At 64.9% G+C, this 17367-nt stretch carries 11 protein-coding genes; 7 read left to right on the forward strand and 4 right to left on the reverse strand.

What is annotated here, in order from left to right:
- The 3 genes from DND132_RS02080 to DND132_RS02090 all read left to right on the forward strand — a co-directional run bounded on the left by DND132_RS02080 (window position 1) and on the right by DND132_RS02090 (window position 2364).
- A complete protein-coding gene (locus tag DND132_RS02080; RefSeq protein ID WP_014321051.1) occupies window positions 1–1161 on the forward strand; it encodes a SufB/SufD family protein in 1161 nt (386 codons plus the stop codon).
- Between the two features lie 154 nt (window positions 1162–1315).
- The gene (locus DND132_RS02085; RefSeq protein ID WP_014321052.1) at window positions 1316–1885 is read left to right on the forward strand and encodes a TetR/AcrR family transcriptional regulator; all 570 of its coding nucleotides are present in this window, start codon (window positions 1316–1318) and stop codon (window positions 1883–1885) included.
- Between the two features lie 23 nt (window positions 1886–1908).
- Window positions 1909–2364, forward strand: a complete 456-nt coding sequence (locus tag DND132_RS02090) for a metal-dependent hydrolase (protein ID WP_014321053.1) — start codon at window positions 1909–1911, stop codon at window positions 2362–2364.
- A 38-nt stretch (window positions 2365–2402) separates the two neighbouring features.
- On the opposite strand, the gene DND132_RS02095 is transcribed toward DND132_RS02090, so the two are convergent.
- Window positions 2403–3461 (reverse strand): glycosyltransferase family 4 protein, encoded by a 1059-nt coding sequence (locus DND132_RS02095; protein WP_014321054.1) that lies wholly within the window; start codon window positions 3459–3461, stop codon window positions 2403–2405.
- A 12-nt stretch (window positions 3462–3473) separates the two neighbouring features.
- Window positions 3474–5552, reverse strand: coding sequence for a succinate--CoA ligase subunit alpha (gene sucD, locus DND132_RS02100; RefSeq protein ID WP_014321055.1), 2079 nt, complete (start codon window positions 5550–5552; stop codon window positions 3474–3476).
- Window positions 5553–5695: 143 nt separating this feature from the next.
- On the opposite strand from sucD, the gene DND132_RS02105 reads away from it, so the two are divergent.
- Complete coding sequence (locus DND132_RS02105) at window positions 5696–6472, forward strand: hypothetical protein (protein WP_014321056.1); 777 nt, start codon at window positions 5696–5698, stop codon at window positions 6470–6472.
- Window positions 6473–6480: 8 nt separating this feature from the next.
- On the opposite strand, the gene DND132_RS02110 is transcribed toward DND132_RS02105, so the two are convergent.
- Complete coding sequence (locus DND132_RS02110) at window positions 6481–7389, reverse strand: exopolyphosphatase (RefSeq protein WP_014321057.1); 909 nt, start codon at window positions 7387–7389, stop codon at window positions 6481–6483.
- A 68-nt stretch (window positions 7390–7457) separates the two neighbouring features.
- Window positions 7458–8603, reverse strand: a complete 1146-nt coding sequence (locus tag DND132_RS02115) for a tRNA nucleotidyltransferase/poly(A) polymerase-related protein (protein WP_014321058.1) — start codon at window positions 8601–8603, stop codon at window positions 7458–7460.
- Window positions 8604–8631: 28 nt separating this feature from the next.
- On the opposite strand from DND132_RS02115, the gene DND132_RS02120 reads away from it, so the two are divergent.
- From DND132_RS02120 to DND132_RS02130, 3 genes are all read left to right on the forward strand, one after another.
- Window positions 8632–9600 carry a biotin--[acetyl-CoA-carboxylase] ligase gene (locus DND132_RS02120; RefSeq protein WP_014321059.1) on the forward strand — a complete coding sequence of 323 codons (969 nt, stop codon included), beginning with the start codon at window positions 8632–8634 and terminating at the stop codon, window positions 9598–9600.
- 43 nt (window positions 9601–9643) lie between these two features.
- Entirely contained in the window at window positions 9644–13345 is a 3702-nt protein-coding gene (locus DND132_RS02125; protein WP_041915667.1) for a pyruvate carboxylase, read from the forward strand.
- A 362-nt stretch (window positions 13346–13707) separates the two neighbouring features.
- A complete protein-coding gene (locus DND132_RS02130) occupies window positions 13708–17298 on the forward strand; it encodes a PEP/pyruvate-binding domain-containing protein (RefSeq protein WP_014321061.1) in 3591 nt (1196 codons plus the stop codon).
- Window positions 17299–17367 lie beyond the last annotated feature (69 nt).

Here is a 17367-nt window from a genome sequence, read left to right on the forward strand (position 1 = left end):
ATGAGCAAAGTCGATCTGAAGGATTTCAAGTTTGACGGCCTCAAGCAGGAGGCCATCGCCGATCTGAACGCCCTGTCCGACGCGGACAAGGACCAGCTCCTCATGGCGGGCGTGGTTTCGGACCTGTCCACCCGTTCCGCCTCCTACCTGCAGATGGACCAGTCCGCGGTCCATTGCCAGTCCCGGGACGAGAACGTTGAGATCATGGACATCAAGGATGCCCTCAAGAAGTACGACGGCCTCAAGGAGTACTTCTGGACCCTGGTGGACAAGGACAAGGACGAGTTCACCCGGTCCGCCTACGACAACCTGCACGGCGGCTACTTCATCCGGGTCAAGGCCGGGGCCAAGATCAAGGACCCGATCCAGTCCTGTCTCATGCTCAAGTCCGAGAACGTGGGCCAGAACGTCCACAACCTCGTGATCATCGAGGAGGGGGCCGAGGCGCACATCATCACCGGCTGTTCCGTGGCCCACGGCACGCGGCACGGCGCGCACCTGGGCATCTCCGAGTTTTTCGTCGGGAAAAACGCCTCCCTGACCTTCACCATGGTCCACAACTGGTCCGACGCCGTGGCCGTGCGGCCGCGTTCGGCGGGCAAGGTGGAGGAGGGCGGCAAGTTCCTGAACAACTACGTGCTGCTCAAGCCGGTCAAGGACCTGCAGATGTACCCCTCCATCACCCTGGACGGTGCGGACGCCGTGGCCCGCTTCAACTCCGTAGTGGTGGCCACCGAAGGCTCGCTCCTGGACATGGGCAACCGCGTGATCATGAACGCCCCGAACACCCGGTGCGAGATCATCGCCCGGACCATCGCCTCGGGCGGGACCATCATCAGCCGGGGGCACATCGCCGCCCACAACGTGCCGAGCAAGGGCCACCTGGAATGTCAGGGGCTGATCCTCGGCGGCGGCCGCATCTGGGCCATCCCCGAGCTGGACGGCACCGTGGAGGGCGTGGAGCTCTCCCACGAGGCCTCGGTGGGCAAGATCGCCCAGGAGGAGATCGAGTATCTCATGGCCCGCGGCATGGACGAGGACGAGGCCACCTCGACCATCGTGCGCGGCTTCCTGAACACCGACATCATGGGGCTGCCCGACCGTTTGCAACAGGAAATCGACAAGCAGATCGAGGAGTTGCAGACGTCCGACGTGATGTAGCCCATCCCTGCGCATCCATTGGGGGCGGCGGCTTCGGCCACCGCCCCCTTTTTTTTGCCGATCCGGGACGGAATTAGCCCTTGAACAAACCGGATTGACGTACTAATCAATGGCATTCATTTCTTAAGGAAAAGCGATCGACAGGGAGTGCCGAATGACGAAGAAGGAAGGAATCCTGCTGGCAGCCCAGGAACTGTTCGCCCGTTGCGGCTATGCGGGCACGACCATGAAAATGGTCGCCGAGCAGGCCGGCGTGGCCTCGGGCCTGGTCTTTCACTACTACGATTCCAAGGAAAATCTGTTCATGGAGGCCGGGGCGGAGCTGATCAACGACATGGTCGGCGCGCTGCACCAGGCCACGGACGGGACGAGCACCGGCTGCGAGGCCATGGGCACCTTTGTCCGGGCCTACCTGGACTTCACCATCGAGCATGAGAAGACCTTTCCCACGATCATCCGTTGTTCGCCCTTCAGCGACGACAACCCGGACCTGGACCGCGAGAAGATCGCGGCCAAGTTCCTGGATCTCATCTACATCATAGAGGATATTCTGCGGCGGGGGATCGCGGACGGTTCCATCAAGGCACTGCCCGTGGCCCAGACGGCCTTCATGGTCTACGGCGTCATCGTCGGCGCGGTGCGCACCCGGTTCCTGACGCCCTACGACATCCCCGGCCTGTTCGCCGAAGCCAGGGAGTTCGTCCTGCGCAGCATCTGCGTCTAGGATGCGGCGCTCCGTTTCTTCGCATGCCTGATTACAGGGGACACCTGGCCGGAGGGCTGTTTTTCGGCGTCATGGGGCTGGTGGGGGTGATCCTGCTGGGCTGGATGGTCTTCGACCCGCTCCAGGCCGCCGGACTGCTCGGTTTCTGCCTGCTCGGGGCGCTCTTTCCGGACGTGGACACCAACTCCAAGGGCCAGAACCTCTATTACGCGGTCTTCGTGCTCGTGGACCTGGGGCTGATCATCAAGGGGCTCTACGTCTGGGCCGCCTGGTTCGGGCTCTTCTCCATGCTCCCGGCCGTGGGCACGCACCGGGGCTGGACGCACACCTGGTGGGCCATGGCCCTGGTGCCGCTGCCCATCCTGGTCATCCCCCTCTTCATGCAGACGCAGGGGCTGGTCCAGCACTTCGCGCCGTTCTACGCCGCCTTTGTGCTGGGCTACCTCTCCCACCTGATCCTGGACGGAAAATTCAAGTGATTCCGGTGAGCGGGACGTGATCATCCCGCCCGGTCCGCTCAGTGCCGCAGGCCCTTGTACAGGGCCATGTAGCGGTCGGCCATGGTCTTGTCCGTGTAGCGGAGGACCGATTCCGCGCCGCCCGCGACCAGCCGGTCGCTCAGGGCCTTGTCGTTGACCACGCGGACGATGCACGCCGCCAGGTCGGCCGCGTCGCGGTTCTTGAAGACCAGACCGTCGCGCTCGTGGGTGACCAGTTCGAGGTTGGAGGGCAGGTCCGAGGTGATCACCGGGGTCCGGGTGGCCCAGCCCTCCTTGATGACCGCGTTGGAGCCCTCGCCGTCCACGGACGGGACGGTCAGGACGTCGATCTCGGGCAGGACCTCGCGGCTGTCGCGGTAGCCCAGGAAGAGGATGGAGTCCGCCAGGTTCAGCTTTTCCGCCTGGCGCTTCAGGTCCTGCTGCATGGGGCCTTCGCCCGCGATCATGCACTGCCAGTCGGGCATGTCCGGGGACTTGCGCAGATGAGCCAACGCTTCGATAAGGACCTCGAAGCCCTTCTGGGAGCTGAGGGCCCCCACGGCGCCCACGGTCAGCACCGGGTGGTGGCGCGGCTCGGCGGTGTACATGGCCGGGTCGATGCCGCTGTGGATGACCGTGGTCTTTTCCTCGGGCACGCCGCAGCCCACCAGGACCTCCTGGATTTCGCGGCTGACGGCCACCAGGACGTCGCCGAGCAGGTACTTGTTCTTGCTCCAGCCCGGCTTGAGCTTGTAGGACACGCGGCGGCTATGGACCAGCCGGAAGGTGTTGCGCAGCTTCTTGGCCAGGGCCCCCAGGGAGGCCCCCTTGGCGTCGTTGGTGTGGACCACGTCCGGTTTGAAGGACTTGACCAGGCTCAGCACCCGCAGGATGTTCAACGGATTGTAGTCGCTGTTCGAGGGCAGTTCGGTGAAGGGTATGCCGTCGGTCAGGAGCAGGGGCTTGAGGGGGGAGTCGCCGGGTATGGCCACCAGGGGGTCGAACCCCTCGGCACGGTGCAGGGCACGCGCCAGATAATAGACCTGGCGCTGGCCGCCGCGCATGATCTTGCCCAGGTCGAGTAACAGAACCTTCAACGTGAACCTCTTTTATTTCAACGCCCTGGCCGTTGTCTCGGCAACGGCTTCCAGGCTGGGGCAGACCGCGAATCCGGCCCTGCCCATGGTTTCGAGCTTGTCCTTGATGCCGCCGCCGTTGGCCAGGATGGCTCCGGCGTGGCCCAGTCGTTTGCCCGCGGGGGCGGTCTGGCCGGCGATGAACGAGATGACCGGTTTGTCGAATCCCGTGCGGACGACGTATTCAGCCAGATTCTCCTCCGCCTGTCCACCGATTTCACCAAGCACGACCACGGCCCTGGTTTCGTCGTGATTGCGTATCATTTCGAACATATCCACGAAATCGACCCCGATGAACGGGTCGCCGCCGATGCCCACGCACAGGGATTGGCCGATTCCGGCCCTGGTCAGGCGGTCGGCCACCTCGTAGGTCAGGGTGCCGCTGCGGGAGAGCACGGCCACGGGGCCGGGCATGAAGGGCATGGTCGGCATGATCCCGATCTTGGTCCGGCCGGGGACGATGACGCCCGGCGTGTTCGGGCCGACGATCCGGGTGGGCGAGCCCTTGGCCTGCTCGAAGGCGGCCAGCATGTCGTGCTGGGTGATGCCCTCGGTGATGCACACGGTCCAGGGGATTTCGTTGCGCACGGCCTCGGCCACGGCGTCGGCGGCCATGCGCGGGGGCACGAAGATGATGGACGCCCCGATGTCGTGGGCACGCGCGGCCTGGGCGATGGAGTCGTAGACCGGCACGCCGAGGACTTCCTGGCCGCCCTTGAACGGGGTCACGCCCGCCACCACGTTGGCCCCGTACTCCTGCATGAGCCGGGTGTGCAGCTGGCCTTCGCGGCCGGTGATGCCCTGGACCAGGATGGGGGTGTCCGCGTCGATGGGGAAGACGGCCTCGCTTTTCCAGCCCGTGGGCCGGGGGCGCGGGCCCAGGGGGATGTCCGGCGGGGCGGGGTAGTCCACGGGCTCGGTCCGGGCCGGGCGGATGGTGTCCAGGATGGCGATGGCCGCCTGCATGTCCCCGGCCATGTGCAGGTTGTTCACGTTGAGTTCGCGCAGGATCTCCAGGCCCTGAAGGGCGTCCTTGCCGGACATGCGGACCACGATGGGTTTTTTCGGGGACTGTCCCCCGAGTGCGCCCTTCATGGCCTGGGCGACCTTTTCGCAGGAGAGTATCCCGCCGAAGAGATTGATGAAGATCGCCTGGACCCGGTGGTCGCCGAAGAGCAGCTCCAGGGCGGTCTCCATGCGTTTCTGGTCGGCCCCGCCGCCCAGGTCCAGGAAGTTGCTGGCGGGCAGACCGGAGAAATTGAGCAGGTCCATGGTGGCCATGGCCAGCCCCGCGCCGTTGACCATCAGCCCCACCCAGCCGGGCAGCCGGACAAAGGAGAGCCCGGCGTCGCGGGCCATGTTTTCCTCGGGGGTGGCGTGCTCGGGCCGGTAGTAGGCCCCGGCCTCGGGGTGCAGGTCCACGAAGTTGTCGTCCATCTCCACCTTGCCGTCCAGGGCCACCAGCCGGTCGTCCGGGGTGACGATCAGGGGGTTGATCTCGGCCAGAAGCAGCCCGTTGTCGAGCATGCAGCGGAACAGGGTGTCCAACAATTCGCTGAAATCCTTGAACAGCTCCCTGGGGAGGCCGAGGTGGAAGAAGGCCGCCCGGACCTGGTGGGGGGCCATGCCGCCGGGCAGGGTGATGGGCTGGACCAGGAGGTTGTCCTGCCCCAGCTTCTCTATCTCCACGCCGCCCTTGCGGCCCGCGGTGAGCAGGATGCAGCGCCGCTCGCGGGACACGGTCAGGGAGAGGTAGCATTCCCGGGCGATGGCCTCGCCCGGCTCCACCCGGATGTAGGGGACCGCCTCGCCCCGGATGTCGCGGCCGAAGAGCTTGCGGGCCCGGGCCGGAAAGTCGGCGGGGTCGTCGATGCGCAGGATGCCTCCGGCCTTGCCCCGTCCGCCGGACAGGACCTGGGCCTTGAGAAACCAGGGCAGGGGATAGTCGGGTGCGAAGTCGTCTTCCTCACCGGGGAAGACCGCCGCGCCTTGCGGGACGGGGATGCGGGCCTTGTCGAAGAGGAGTTTGCTGTGGTGTTCGTCGAGTAGCATGAACGGCTCCTGGTCTTGGCTTATGGGTCGCTGGCACTTTAGTGGGTTTGAGCGCCTGAATCAATGTAAATATATTGACCATGAAGTAATTTGGAGGGAAAATATGATTTGTGGGTGCAAAAAAGCCCTGAAGCGGAGGAATCGTGTCTGATCTCAGTGATTTTGCCGACCAGTTGCAGATGGACGTCATCTCGGACATGGCCGAGAGCTATTTCGGCAACAGGAAGGAGCTGGACTACGCCCTGGAGGCCTTCGCCGGCATGGTCGAGGAACTGCTGCCCGTGATCGAGCGGATGTTCCGGGCGGCCGCGACCCTGCGCCTCCTGCTCCTGGACGAGGCCACGGCCGATGCCTTCTGCGCCGAGCTGGGCCTTGATCCCGCGCGCATCCCGCCGGACGAGGGGGCCGAAATCCTGGTCCACGAGGCCGTGCCCTTCGCCCTGACCGGCAAGGGACGGTACGCGGTCTGCGTGGAGACGGCCTACCGGGGGCTCTACGACGCCATCCACGAATATCTCAACGGCCGGTACTACAACGATCCCAATCGGCCGGGCCGCAAGCGCGTGACCATGCACTACAAGCGGCTCGAGGAGATCGCCGGGATCATCAACGAGAAGATCCACAAGGCCAACAACGACCGGTCCATGTCGTCCATGCTGCGCGAGGTCAAGAGCATGGACCCCGTGCAGATGGAGCGCGAGGAGATTCTCGGGGACATGGTCTACGGGGACAAGGGCGACGGACGCGACAACGACATGTGCTTCGTGCCCATCGATCTCGACGGGTACCGTTTCCCCGAAGTGGAGGAGCTGCCCCCCGTGAACGAGGTCGGGAGCGCCCTGAAGCGGTTCTGCGCACGCGTCTACGCCGAACGCAAGGACGAGGTCCGCGCGGCCATGGACCGGTTCCGGGGGCGGTGAGGCCGCGCCTATGAGGCGTCGATCCGGGTCAGGATCGTCTCCAGGGTCGCCGGGACCTGGGCCTCGGTGACCTGACAGGTGCCCACGGCCCGGTGCCCGCCGCCGCCCAGGGCGAGCATCAGCGCGCCCACGTCCACCGGGCTGGTGCGGTTGAGGATGGAGTGGCCCACGGTGACGACCACGTTCTGCTTCTTGAATCCCCAGATGATCCGGACGCTGATGTTGCACTCCGGGAACAGGCTGTAGACCATGAACCGGTTGCCGCAGTAGATGGGCTCCTGGCGGCGCAGGTCCAGGACCACCGCGTCCCCGTGCACCGTGGCGTTGTCCCTGAGCATGTCGATGAACGGCTCGCGGTCCTTGAGATACTTGTCCGCCCGTTCCCGGACGTCGCCGATGGCCAGGATCTCCTCGACCGACTTGGTCCGGCAGTACTCGATCATGTCGAGCATGAGCTGGTAGTTGCTGATGCGGTAGTCCCGGTAGCGGCCGAGCCCGGTCCGGGGGTCCATGAGAAAGCCGAGCAGGACCCAGGCTTCGGGATTCGTGATCTCGTCGGTGGTCAGGTCCGCCGAATCCACCTTGTCCACGGCCTTGATGAACTCACCGTAGGCGGCCGGGAATTTGTCCGCGCCGTAGTATTCGTAGACGACCCGCGCGCAGCTCGGCAGGGGGATGCTCGCGCCCTCGAACTCGATCTCCCCGAGGCGGTCCCGCTCGCTGGTGTGGTGATCGAACCACAGCCCGCATCCCTCGACAAAGGGCACGTTGGCCAGGATGTCGTTTTCGGTCACCTCGACCCGGCCGTCCTGCAAATCCTTGGGGTGGGCGAACAGGTAGTCGTCAATCATGTTCAGCTGTTTGAGCAGGGTGGCGCAGGCCAGGCCGTCGAAGTCGGATCGGGTCACGAGTCGCATGCTGATTCTCCACGGATTGCGGGTGGTTGCCGGTTATCTTCGCCTATCTTGTGCAGGATGCCGCATTATTAGTCGGTTGTGGAATATTTGTCAAAACCGTCGCCCGCAGGCGGGCCGCCGCGCAGGACCTGAGCACGGAGCATGCGCAGCTTCTCGCCGGACTCGGCCCCGTGGTTGCGGTCCTCGGGCGCGAGCCGGACGGGCAGGATGGCCGCCAGCTCCTTTCGGGCCCGGTCGCCGTATTGCTCGCCGTGGTCGGCCCGGACGAGTTCGAACAGGGGGGTCAGGGTCCCGGACAGGTGCAGGTCCATGAGCAGGTCCACGCGGGTGCCGGGCCGCAGCTGGCCGTAGCGGGCCGCGGTCATGTGCCAGCGGGCCGCCTTCATGCCCGCGTTCTTGTATTCGTTGGGCATGCGCAGGCGCAGGGCGGCGCCTTCGGCCAGGGGCACGCCCGCCAGGTCGTGGCCGTAGTGGCGGGGCAGCCGTTCCCGGGGGGTCAGGATCTTGCCGAGGTCGTGGGTCAGGCCCATCCAGACGGCCACCGGGTCCCCGGCCAGGTCGTCCATGACCCGGCAGGTGTGTGCCAGCACGTCGCTGTGGTGGTAGGGCAGGGGACCCGCCGGGATGGTCCGCCCCTTCTCGAACTCGGGGAACCACGGCAGCAGGCAGTCCGCCTCGGCCAGGAGGCGCAGGAAGTTGCCGGGCCGGGGGCTCTCCAGGGCCTTGCGCAGCTCCGGGACCACGCGGTCGGCGGACACGGCCGCAAGTCCTCCGCAGCGGCCCACCGCGCGCATGGCCTCGATCAGCTCCTGGTGTGCCGTGAAGTCCGGCAGCTGGGCCGAGAACCGGGCCGCGCGCAGGACCCGGAGCGGGTCGTCGGCCAGGGAGTGGCTTGAGGCCGGACGCAGGATGCGCGCCTCGAGGTCGTCGAACCCCTGGGGATGGAAGATGACTTCGCCGTGTTCATCGAGCAGTTGCGCATTGACAGTCAGGTCTCTGGCTTTTAACTCTTCATCCAGGGAGTCCGCCCTGGGGAAGGAGAACTCGATGTTGTCCACCAGGAAGACCGGGAAGGTCCGGCCCACCTCGCGGGCCTGGGGAAAGGCCCGGCGGAATTCCTCGCGGGTGGCGTCCATGACCAGGTAGTCCCGGTCGTGGATGGGCCTGCCGAGCAGGAGATCGCGGACCGCGCCGCCAGCCAGATACACTTTCATTAGCTCCTCGTGTAACACAAGGTAACCCATGCTTCCACAAGGAATTTTTCTCATCAAACCGACGGCCGGCGACGGCACGGCGGTGCACCCCCTCTGGCAGGCCGACCTGAGGGCCTTCGGGCCGTGGGTTCCGGCGGTCCCGGAAGGGGCGGATGGGGACCACGTGGCGGACCCGGACGGGACCGAGCCCGGCGCGGTCCCGGAGGACTGGCTGCGGGGCTCCGGCCTTGCGGACGGGACCGTGGTCGTGGCCGAGGAATGCGCGACGACCATGGAGCTGGCCGCCCGGCTTGCGGCCGACGAACTCCTCGGACCGTGGGGCGCGGTGGTCTGCGCCCGGCAGAGCCGGGGACGCGGGCAGCTGCGCCGTCCCTGGGCGTCCCTGGCCGGGAACATGCACGCCTCCATCGTGCTTCCGCCCACGCCGGAAAAGGGGCCGTGGGCCGAGGCCATGTCCGACCTCCTACCCCTGGTCGTCGGGCACGTGGTCAGCGAGGTCCTGGCCGGGCTCGGAGCCCAGGTCCGGATCAAGTGGCCCAATGACATTCTCCAGGATGGACGCAAGGTTGGCGGAATGTTGATCGAGGAGCGAAACGGCACGTCCGTCGTCGGCGTGGGGCTGAATCTCGCTGACTGTCCGAAGGACGCGCAAATGCGCGAAGATCATTCGGTCCCGGCCGCGAAAATCGGACTGCCGTTCTTTTCGGGCGGCCCCGTGGCCCTCCTGGGCCAACTTGTAAACCGTGGGAAAAGCGTGTATGCAGTAATGCTCGACGAGATTCCACCCCCTCGATTCATCTCAATGTTCGAGAGCAAACTCGCCTGGTTCGGACGAACGATCTTGGTCAAGGAAGGAGACGAGAGCTCCTATGAGGCCCTCTTGGCGGGTCTGTCCTTGAATGGTGGACTGGTTTTGCGTCGTGGCGGAGTGGAAACGGTGCTCTACTCGGGTTCGATATTCCCTCTCCAGGTTCCGCATGGGGCGGGACGGGCATAAGGGTATTTTCAGTCATTTCTGTCTTAGGAGACCAGTGAGATTCATGCAGCCGAAGTCCTTTGAACAGGTACTTGAAGAGGTCAGGGGGAAGCGGATTCTGGTGGCCAACCGGGGTATCCCGGCCAGGCGCATCTGCCGTTCCATCACCGAAATGTTCAACGCCAAGGCGATAATGACCGCCACGGACGTGGATAAAACCTCCCCGGCATCCTCCGGCGCCAACGAACTGCTGATGCTCGGCGCGGACCCCCGCGCGTACCTCGACCAGGAACGGATCATCCGCGAGGCCAAGGCCAACAACGTGGTCGCCATCCATCCCGGCTGGGGCTTCTGTTCCGAGGACGACACCTTCCCGGCCCGGTGCGCCAGGGAGGGGATCATCTTCATCGGTCCCGAGCAGGAACCCATGCGCATCCTCGGCAACAAGGTGGCCGTGCGCAAGCTGGCCATCGAACAGGGCGTGCCCGTGGTGCCTGGCTCCGAAGGGGCCGTGTCCATCCCCGAGGCGCGCGAGATCGCCAAGGAGATCGGCTTCCCGGTGATGCTCAAGGCCGAGGGCGGCGGCGGCGGACGCGGCATCTACGAGGTCTACCAGGAAGAGGACCTGGAGAACGCCTTCTCCAAGGCCTCGGCCCTGGCCCAGGCCTCCTTCGGCAACCCGCGCCTGTACGTGGAAAAGCTGCTGACCTCGGTGCGCCACATCGAGATCCAGGTCATCGCCGACAAGTACGGCAACGTCTTCTGCCTGGACGAGCGCGACTGCACGGTCCAGCGCAACCACCAGAAGCTCATCGAGATCACCCCGTCCCCGTGGCCCAGGTTCACCCCCGAACTGCGCGAGCGGCTCAAGGGCTATGCCCGGAAGCTGGTCTCGGCCGTGGGCTACTACTCCCTGGCCACCGTGGAATTCCTGGTGGACGCCGAGGGCGTGCCGTACCTCATCGAGGTCAACACCCGGCTCCAGGTGGAGCACGGCATCACCGAGTGCCGCTACGGCATCGACCTGGTTGAGGAGCAGATCGCCATCGCCTTCGGGGCCAAGCTGCGCCTGAACGAGGAGAACACCAAGCCGTTCCAGTGGGCCATGCAGTGCCGCATCAACTGCGAGGACCCGCAGAAGCATTTCGAACCCAACTCCGGGCGCATCACCCGGTACGTCTCGCCCGGCGGGCAGGGCATCCGCATCGACTCCTGCGTGGGCGACGGCTACCGCTTCCCGTCCAACTACGACTCGGCGGCCGCGCTGCTCATCGCCTACGGCAACTCCTGGAACAAGGTCGTGGCCCTGATGAACCGCGCCCTGCGCGAGTACATGATCGGCGGGGTCAAGACGACCATTCCCTTCCATCTCAAGATCATCGGCCACAAGAAGTTCGTCGAGGCGGATTACGACACCAATTTCGTGCGCCAGAACTACGCCGAACTCATGGACTATTCCGACCGCGAGCCGGATTCCCTGCGCCTGACCCGGCTGGTGGCCGAGATTTCGGCCCAGGGCTACAACCGCTACGTGCAGCTCGGCGAATACCGGGGCCGCGAGGACAAGCGCGTGGGCCGGTTCCACCTGGCCGAGCCGCCCGAGGTGTCCTCCTGGTTCGAGCCGCGCTTCTCGCGCAAGATGGACCGGGACGCCATCCTGGACACCCTGCGCACGGACCGCGAGGCCGGAATCATCCACATGACGGACACCACGACCCGCGACATCACCCAGTCCAACAGCGGCAACCGGTTCCGTCTGGCCGAGGACCGCATCATTGGTCCCTCGCTCGACAAGTGCGGCTTCTTCTCCCTGGAGAACGGCGGCGGGGCGCATTTCCACGTGGCCATGCTGGCGAACATGACCTATCCGTTCACCGAGGCGGCCGAGTGGAACAAGTTCGCGCCCAACACCCTCAAGCAGATCCTCATCCGGTCCACCAACATCCTGGGCTACAAGCCGCAGCCCAAGAACGTCATGCGGCTGACCGGGGAGATGATCAACGAGCACTACGAGGTCATCCGCTGTTTCGACTTCCTCAACCACGTCGATAACATGCGGCCGTTCGCCGAGGTGGCCATGACCTCGAAGCGGAACATCTTCGAGCCCGCCATCTCCCTGTCCTGGGCCAAGGGCTTCACGGTGGAGCGCTACATGACCGTGACCGACGAGATCATCCGCATGTGCTCCGAGGCGGCGGGCATCAGCCGCAAGCAGACCGAGAAGACCATCATCCTCGGCCTCAAGGACATGGGCGGCGTGTGTCCGCCCCGGTTCATGCGCGAGCTGATCTCGGCCATCACCGAAAAATATCCCGAGCTGGTCATCCACAGCCACCGGCACTACACCGACGGGCTGTTCGTCCCGACCATGGGCGCGGCCGCCCAGGCCGGCGCGCACATCGTGGACGTGGCCATCGGCGCGTCCGTGCGCTGGTACGGCCAGGGCGAGGTCCTGTCCACGGCGGCCTACATCGAGGACGAACTGGGCCTCCAGACCCACCTCGACAAGGACATGATCCGGGCGACCAACTTCCGGCTCAAGCAGATCATGCCCTACTACGACCGCTACACCGCTCCGTACTTCCAGGGCATCGACCACGACGTGGTCCGCCACGGTATGCCGGGCGGGGCGACCTCCTCCTCCCAGGAGGGCGCGCTCAAGCAGGGCTACATCAAGCTCCTGCCGTACATGCTCAAGTTCCTGGAGGGGACCCGCAAGGTGGTCCGCTACCACGACGTCACGCCGGGCTCGCAGATCACCTGGAACACCGCCTTCCTGGCCGTGACCGGGGCCTACAAGCGCGGCGGCAAGCGCGAAGTGCGCCGCATGCTCAACATCCTGGACATCGTCACCCTGTGCGGCGAGGGGGAGCTGACCGATCTCGAGCGCGAGGCGCGTCTCGACCTGTACCGCGACTCCAACGACGCCTTCCGCAACCTGCTCCTCGGCAAGTTCGGCAAGCTGCCCCTGGGCTTCCCGGCCGACTGGGTCTACCAGTCCGCCTTCGGCTCCGGCTGGGAGACGGCCATCAAGGAGCGCACCGAGGCCTCGCCCCTGACCACCCTCAAGGACGTGGACCTGGTGGCCGAGAAGAAGGCGTTGCAGTCCCGGCTGCACCGCCAGCCGTCCGAGGAAGAGTTCATCATGTATCTCAACCATCCGGGCGACGCCATCAAGACCATCGACTTCTGCGAGAAGTTCGGCAACATCAACAACCTGCCCGTGGACGTCTGGTTCGAAGGGCTGGAGAAGGGTGAGATCCTGGATTTCCAGGGCAACTGCAAGAAGCCGCACATCATGCGCATCCTGGACATCTCCGAGCCCGACGAGAACGGCATGGCCGTGGTCCGCTACGTGCTCGACTCCGAGATCATGAGCCACCAGGTCAAGGTGGCCGAGGCCGAGGCCGGGGCCAAGGACGCCACCGAGCTGGCCGATCCGTCGAACATCTTCCACGTGGGCTCGCCGAGCAACGGCGACCTGTGGGTCACCCACGTCCGCCCCGGCGACCGCGTCAAGGCGGGCGAGGAGCTGTTCAACATCTCCATCATGAAGCAGGAGAAGGCGGTCCTCGCCCCGGTGAGCGGCATGGTCCGCAGGGTCATCAAGTCCGCCAACTACACCGAGGACAAGAAGATGATCCCGGTGGTGGAAGGGGAGCTGCTCGTGGAGCTCGGACCAGAGGCGGGCGTCTGTCCCACCTGCAAGACGGTCGTTCCCTCCGAGGATTGCAACTTCTGCCCGAACTGCGGCCAGAAATTGTAAAAAAATAATGCGGCCTGCAAAATTGGTCTGATTTGATGTCCCGTGGCCGTGGCCCGGGAAACCCCCGAGAAGAATCGGGCCGACGCGCTGTAACAGCGCGTCGGCCCTTGTTTTTTGCGCTGCCTAGAATTAAGGAAGAGGAGATTCCGGACGGTTTCTGGAGTTTTTTATTGGACCAATTGGAGTAGTGGTTGGACCAATTGTTTCGTTGACGAAGCGGTTATGAACCCTGTAAGCGGAAATTCGAAACTCGGGTTTTGATTGTTCTTTTTTGATAAATCAAAATGGAAAGCGCCGTGATTTTAGGGTATGGACAGGGTAGGAAAAACGTCCGGTCCCCACGGTCATACCAGGAGGAAACGATGGCCAAAGCCAAGAATGACGCAACGGATACCGCACCGGCGGCCAAAGCCAAGAAAGTCGATGCCAAGGTGGAGGGGCTCAAGCAGAAGCTTGTCCTCAACGGTGCCGAGATCAAGAAGATCGGCGAGGACGCTGAGCTGCTGGTCGGCGGCAAGAACTACAACACGGCCATCATCAGCCAGGTGCCGGGCATCCGTGCCCCGGAATTCCGGGCCATCTCCTCGCACGCCTTCCACATCCTCTTAGATGAGACCAAGGTCAACGCCGCCGTGGTCCGGGCCACCGTGGACAAGGAGTACAACAAGATCGACTGGTACTCCGACGCGGTCAACGAGGACTCCGACTACCTCCAGAATTTCGTCCGCGACGTGGGCAAGAAGATCGGCGAGGAGTCCCGGAAGCAGTCCGGCACCCCCATCCGCCTGCGCACCTTCATCAACAACGTGGTCGAGGGCTTCGCCACCTCCCCCGAGGGCATCGACCAGCTGCGCATGCGTTCGGTCCTGGTCCAGTCGGCCATCCTGTCCGTGGACATGCCCGAAGAGGTCGGCAAGGAAGTCAAGGCCGCCTATCAATCCATCTGCAAGGAGGCCGGGCTGGACGACGTGCCGGTGGCCGTTCGCTCCTCGGCCGCGGGCGAGGACAGCCGCAAGAAGGCCTTCGCCGGGCTCCAGGACACCTACCTTAATATCATCGGCGCGGACGAGTGCCTCGAGGCCTACCATTGGGACTGCGCCTCGGCCTACAACCTGCGCTCCATGACCTACCGCCGCGAAGCCATCCTCGACGCCATCACCAAGGCCGAGAAGACCGGCGACGACACCATCGCCGAGACCGCCAAGAAGGAGTGGGCCATTGAGCACACCTCCCTGTCCGTGTGCATCATGCGGATGATCAATCCGGTCATCTCGGGCACGGCCTTCAGCGCGGACACGGCCACGGGCTGCCGGGGCACCGACCGCAACGACCTCGTGTCCATCGACGCCAGCTACGGCCTCGGCGAGGCGGTTGTCGGCGGCATGGTCACCCCGGACAAGTTCTACGTGTTCCAGCGTGAGGGCGGCCGCGAGGTGGTCATCCGCTACATGGGCTGCAAGGAGAAGAAGATCGTCTACAAGGAGGACGGCAGCGGCACCCACGTGGTCAAGGTCGCCGACAACGAGGTCTTCCGCTGGGCCCTGTCCATCGCCCAGGCCGAGACCGTGGCCCAGGGCGTGCGCAACATCTCCAGGGCCTACGGCGGCATGATCATGGACACCGAGTTCTGCATCGACAAGACCGACCGCCTGTGGTTCGTCCAGGCCCGGCCCGAGACCCGCTGGAACGAGGACTTCGAACTTCATCCGCACACCATCTTCATGCGCCGCCTCGAGGTGGACAAGAAGGCCGTGGAAACGGCCGAGGTCATCCTGGAGGGCAACGGCGCGTCCCGTGGCGCGGGGCAGGGTACGGTCAAGTACCTGCGTTCCGCCCTGGAACTGAACAAGATCAGCAAGGGCGACATCCTGGCCGCCGAGCGCACCGACCCGGACATGGTTCCCGGCATGCGCATCGCCTCGGCCATCCTGGCCGACGTGGGCGGCGACACCAGCCACGCGGCCATCACCTCGCGCGAGCTGGGCATCCCGGCCATCATCGGCATCCAGCGCATCGAGGCCCTGCGCTCCATGGACGGCCAGCAGGTCACCGTGGACGGCTCCCGTGGCAAGGTCTACCGGGGCGAACTGCCCCTGGTGGAGGTCGGCGGCGAGATCAACGTGGACAAGCTGCCCGCCACCAAGACCAAGGTCGGCCTGATCCTGGCCGACGTGGGCCAGGCCCTGTTCCTGTCCCGCCTGCGCAACGTGCCCGACTTCGAGGTCGGCCTGCTGCGCGCCGAGTTCATGCTCGGCAACATCGGCGTCCATCCCATGGCGCTGGAGGCCTACGACAAGGACGTCCTCAACGACCTGGTGGAGGAAAAGCTCCAGGAGATGGATCACCATCTGACCAAGGTCATGAAGGAGCAGCTGGATTCCGGCCTGATCACCATGCCGCTGAAGCTGCGCGAATACGTCGGCCTGATCACCGGCCTGACCCGCCAGATGGAGTCCCTGGCCGAGCAGGAGGGCGCCCGCAGCACGGACGAGGTCCTCGCCATGCACCGCCGCCTGCGCGAGATGGACCGCAAGCTCGACGAGCACATCGCCCACGCCACCGAGCGTCTGGACGTGCTCAAGACCTCCATCGACCCCGAGGCCCACGTGGCCGTGGTCCTGGGCTACCACGACATGCTCGAACCCACCCCCCTGGCCCGCACCGAGGCCTGGAAGGTCCGCCAGCAGCATGAGAAGGTCGTGGGCGAGTACGTGGCCCGCCTCAAGGAGGACCCGGAGTTCGAGGCCTACCTCGACAAGATCACCCGGCTGCGCGAGGAAGTGGCCCTCAAGATGGGCCTGAAGTCCGAGATGGACGAGGTGGCGACCCTGCCCGACCGCATCCGCCGGCTCCTCGAATCGCGCGGCTACACCACCGGCAAGGAGAACTACATCCAGACCCTGTCCCAGGGACTGGCCCTGTTCGCCATGGCCTTCTACGGCTCGAACATCGTCTACCGGACCACGGACTTCAAGTCCAACGAGTACCGCAACCTCCTGGGCGGCTCCCTGTTCGAGGCCCACGAGGACAACCCCATGATCGGCTACCGGGGCGTCTCCCGAAACATCCATGACTGGGAGCTCGAAGCCTTCAAGCTGGCCCGGGGCATCTACGGCGGCCACAACCTGTCGATCATGTTCCCGTTCGTGCGCACCCTGGAAGAGGCCCGCTCCATGAAGCGCTACCTCAAGCAGGTGCACAACCTGGAATCCGGCAAGGACGGGCTCAAGGTCATCCTCATGGCCGAGATCCCGAGCAACGCCATCCTGTGCAAGGAGTTCCTCAAGGAAGTGGACGGGTTCTCCATCGGGTCCAACGACATGACCCAGATGGTCCTGGCCACGGACCGCGACAACGCCAGCCTCCAGCACATCTACGACGAGGAGGACCCGGCGGTGGTCTGGGCCATCCTGTCCGCCATCTTCGCGGGCCAGAAGGCCTGCAAGAAGGTCGGCTTCTGCGGCCAGGGCGTGTCCAACTCCGTGATCCTGCGCGGCCTGGTGGCCATCGCGGGCATCGTCTCCGCCTCGGTGGTGCCCGACACCTACCACCAGACCAAGCTGGACATGGCCGCGATCGAGTCCGAGAACATCAAGACCAGCGAGCTCGGGGCCTGGCTCAAGAAGCAGCACATGGTCAAGCTCCAGGACCTCCTGGAGGCCAACAGCTACGGTCACATCCTCAAGAAGTACAAGTCCCCCGAGGACTTCATGGAATGGTACGAAGGCGAGCTCGACCGCTTCAGCGAACAGCTCCGCGACCACATGGAGACCCCCAAGGAGGAGTTCTACCGCCAGGAGATGGAGCAGTTCCGTTCGGTCTTCCACAAGCCGGTCATCTACGCCAGCTGGGATTGGCACCACACCGTGGAGGACGCCATGCACCACGCCGGTTTCAAGACCTTCGAGGAGCAGGAGGCGGCGCTGGAAGTGCAGCGCAAGAAGCAGTGGTAGCCCCCGCTTCATGACGAAAAAAGAAGGCCCCGACCATTCTGGTCGGGGCCTTTTCGTTTGCGTAAAACG

The organism is Pseudodesulfovibrio mercurii, assembly GCF_000189295.2.
GTDB lineage: Bacteria > Desulfobacterota > Desulfovibrionia > Desulfovibrionales > Desulfovibrionaceae > Pseudodesulfovibrio > Pseudodesulfovibrio mercurii.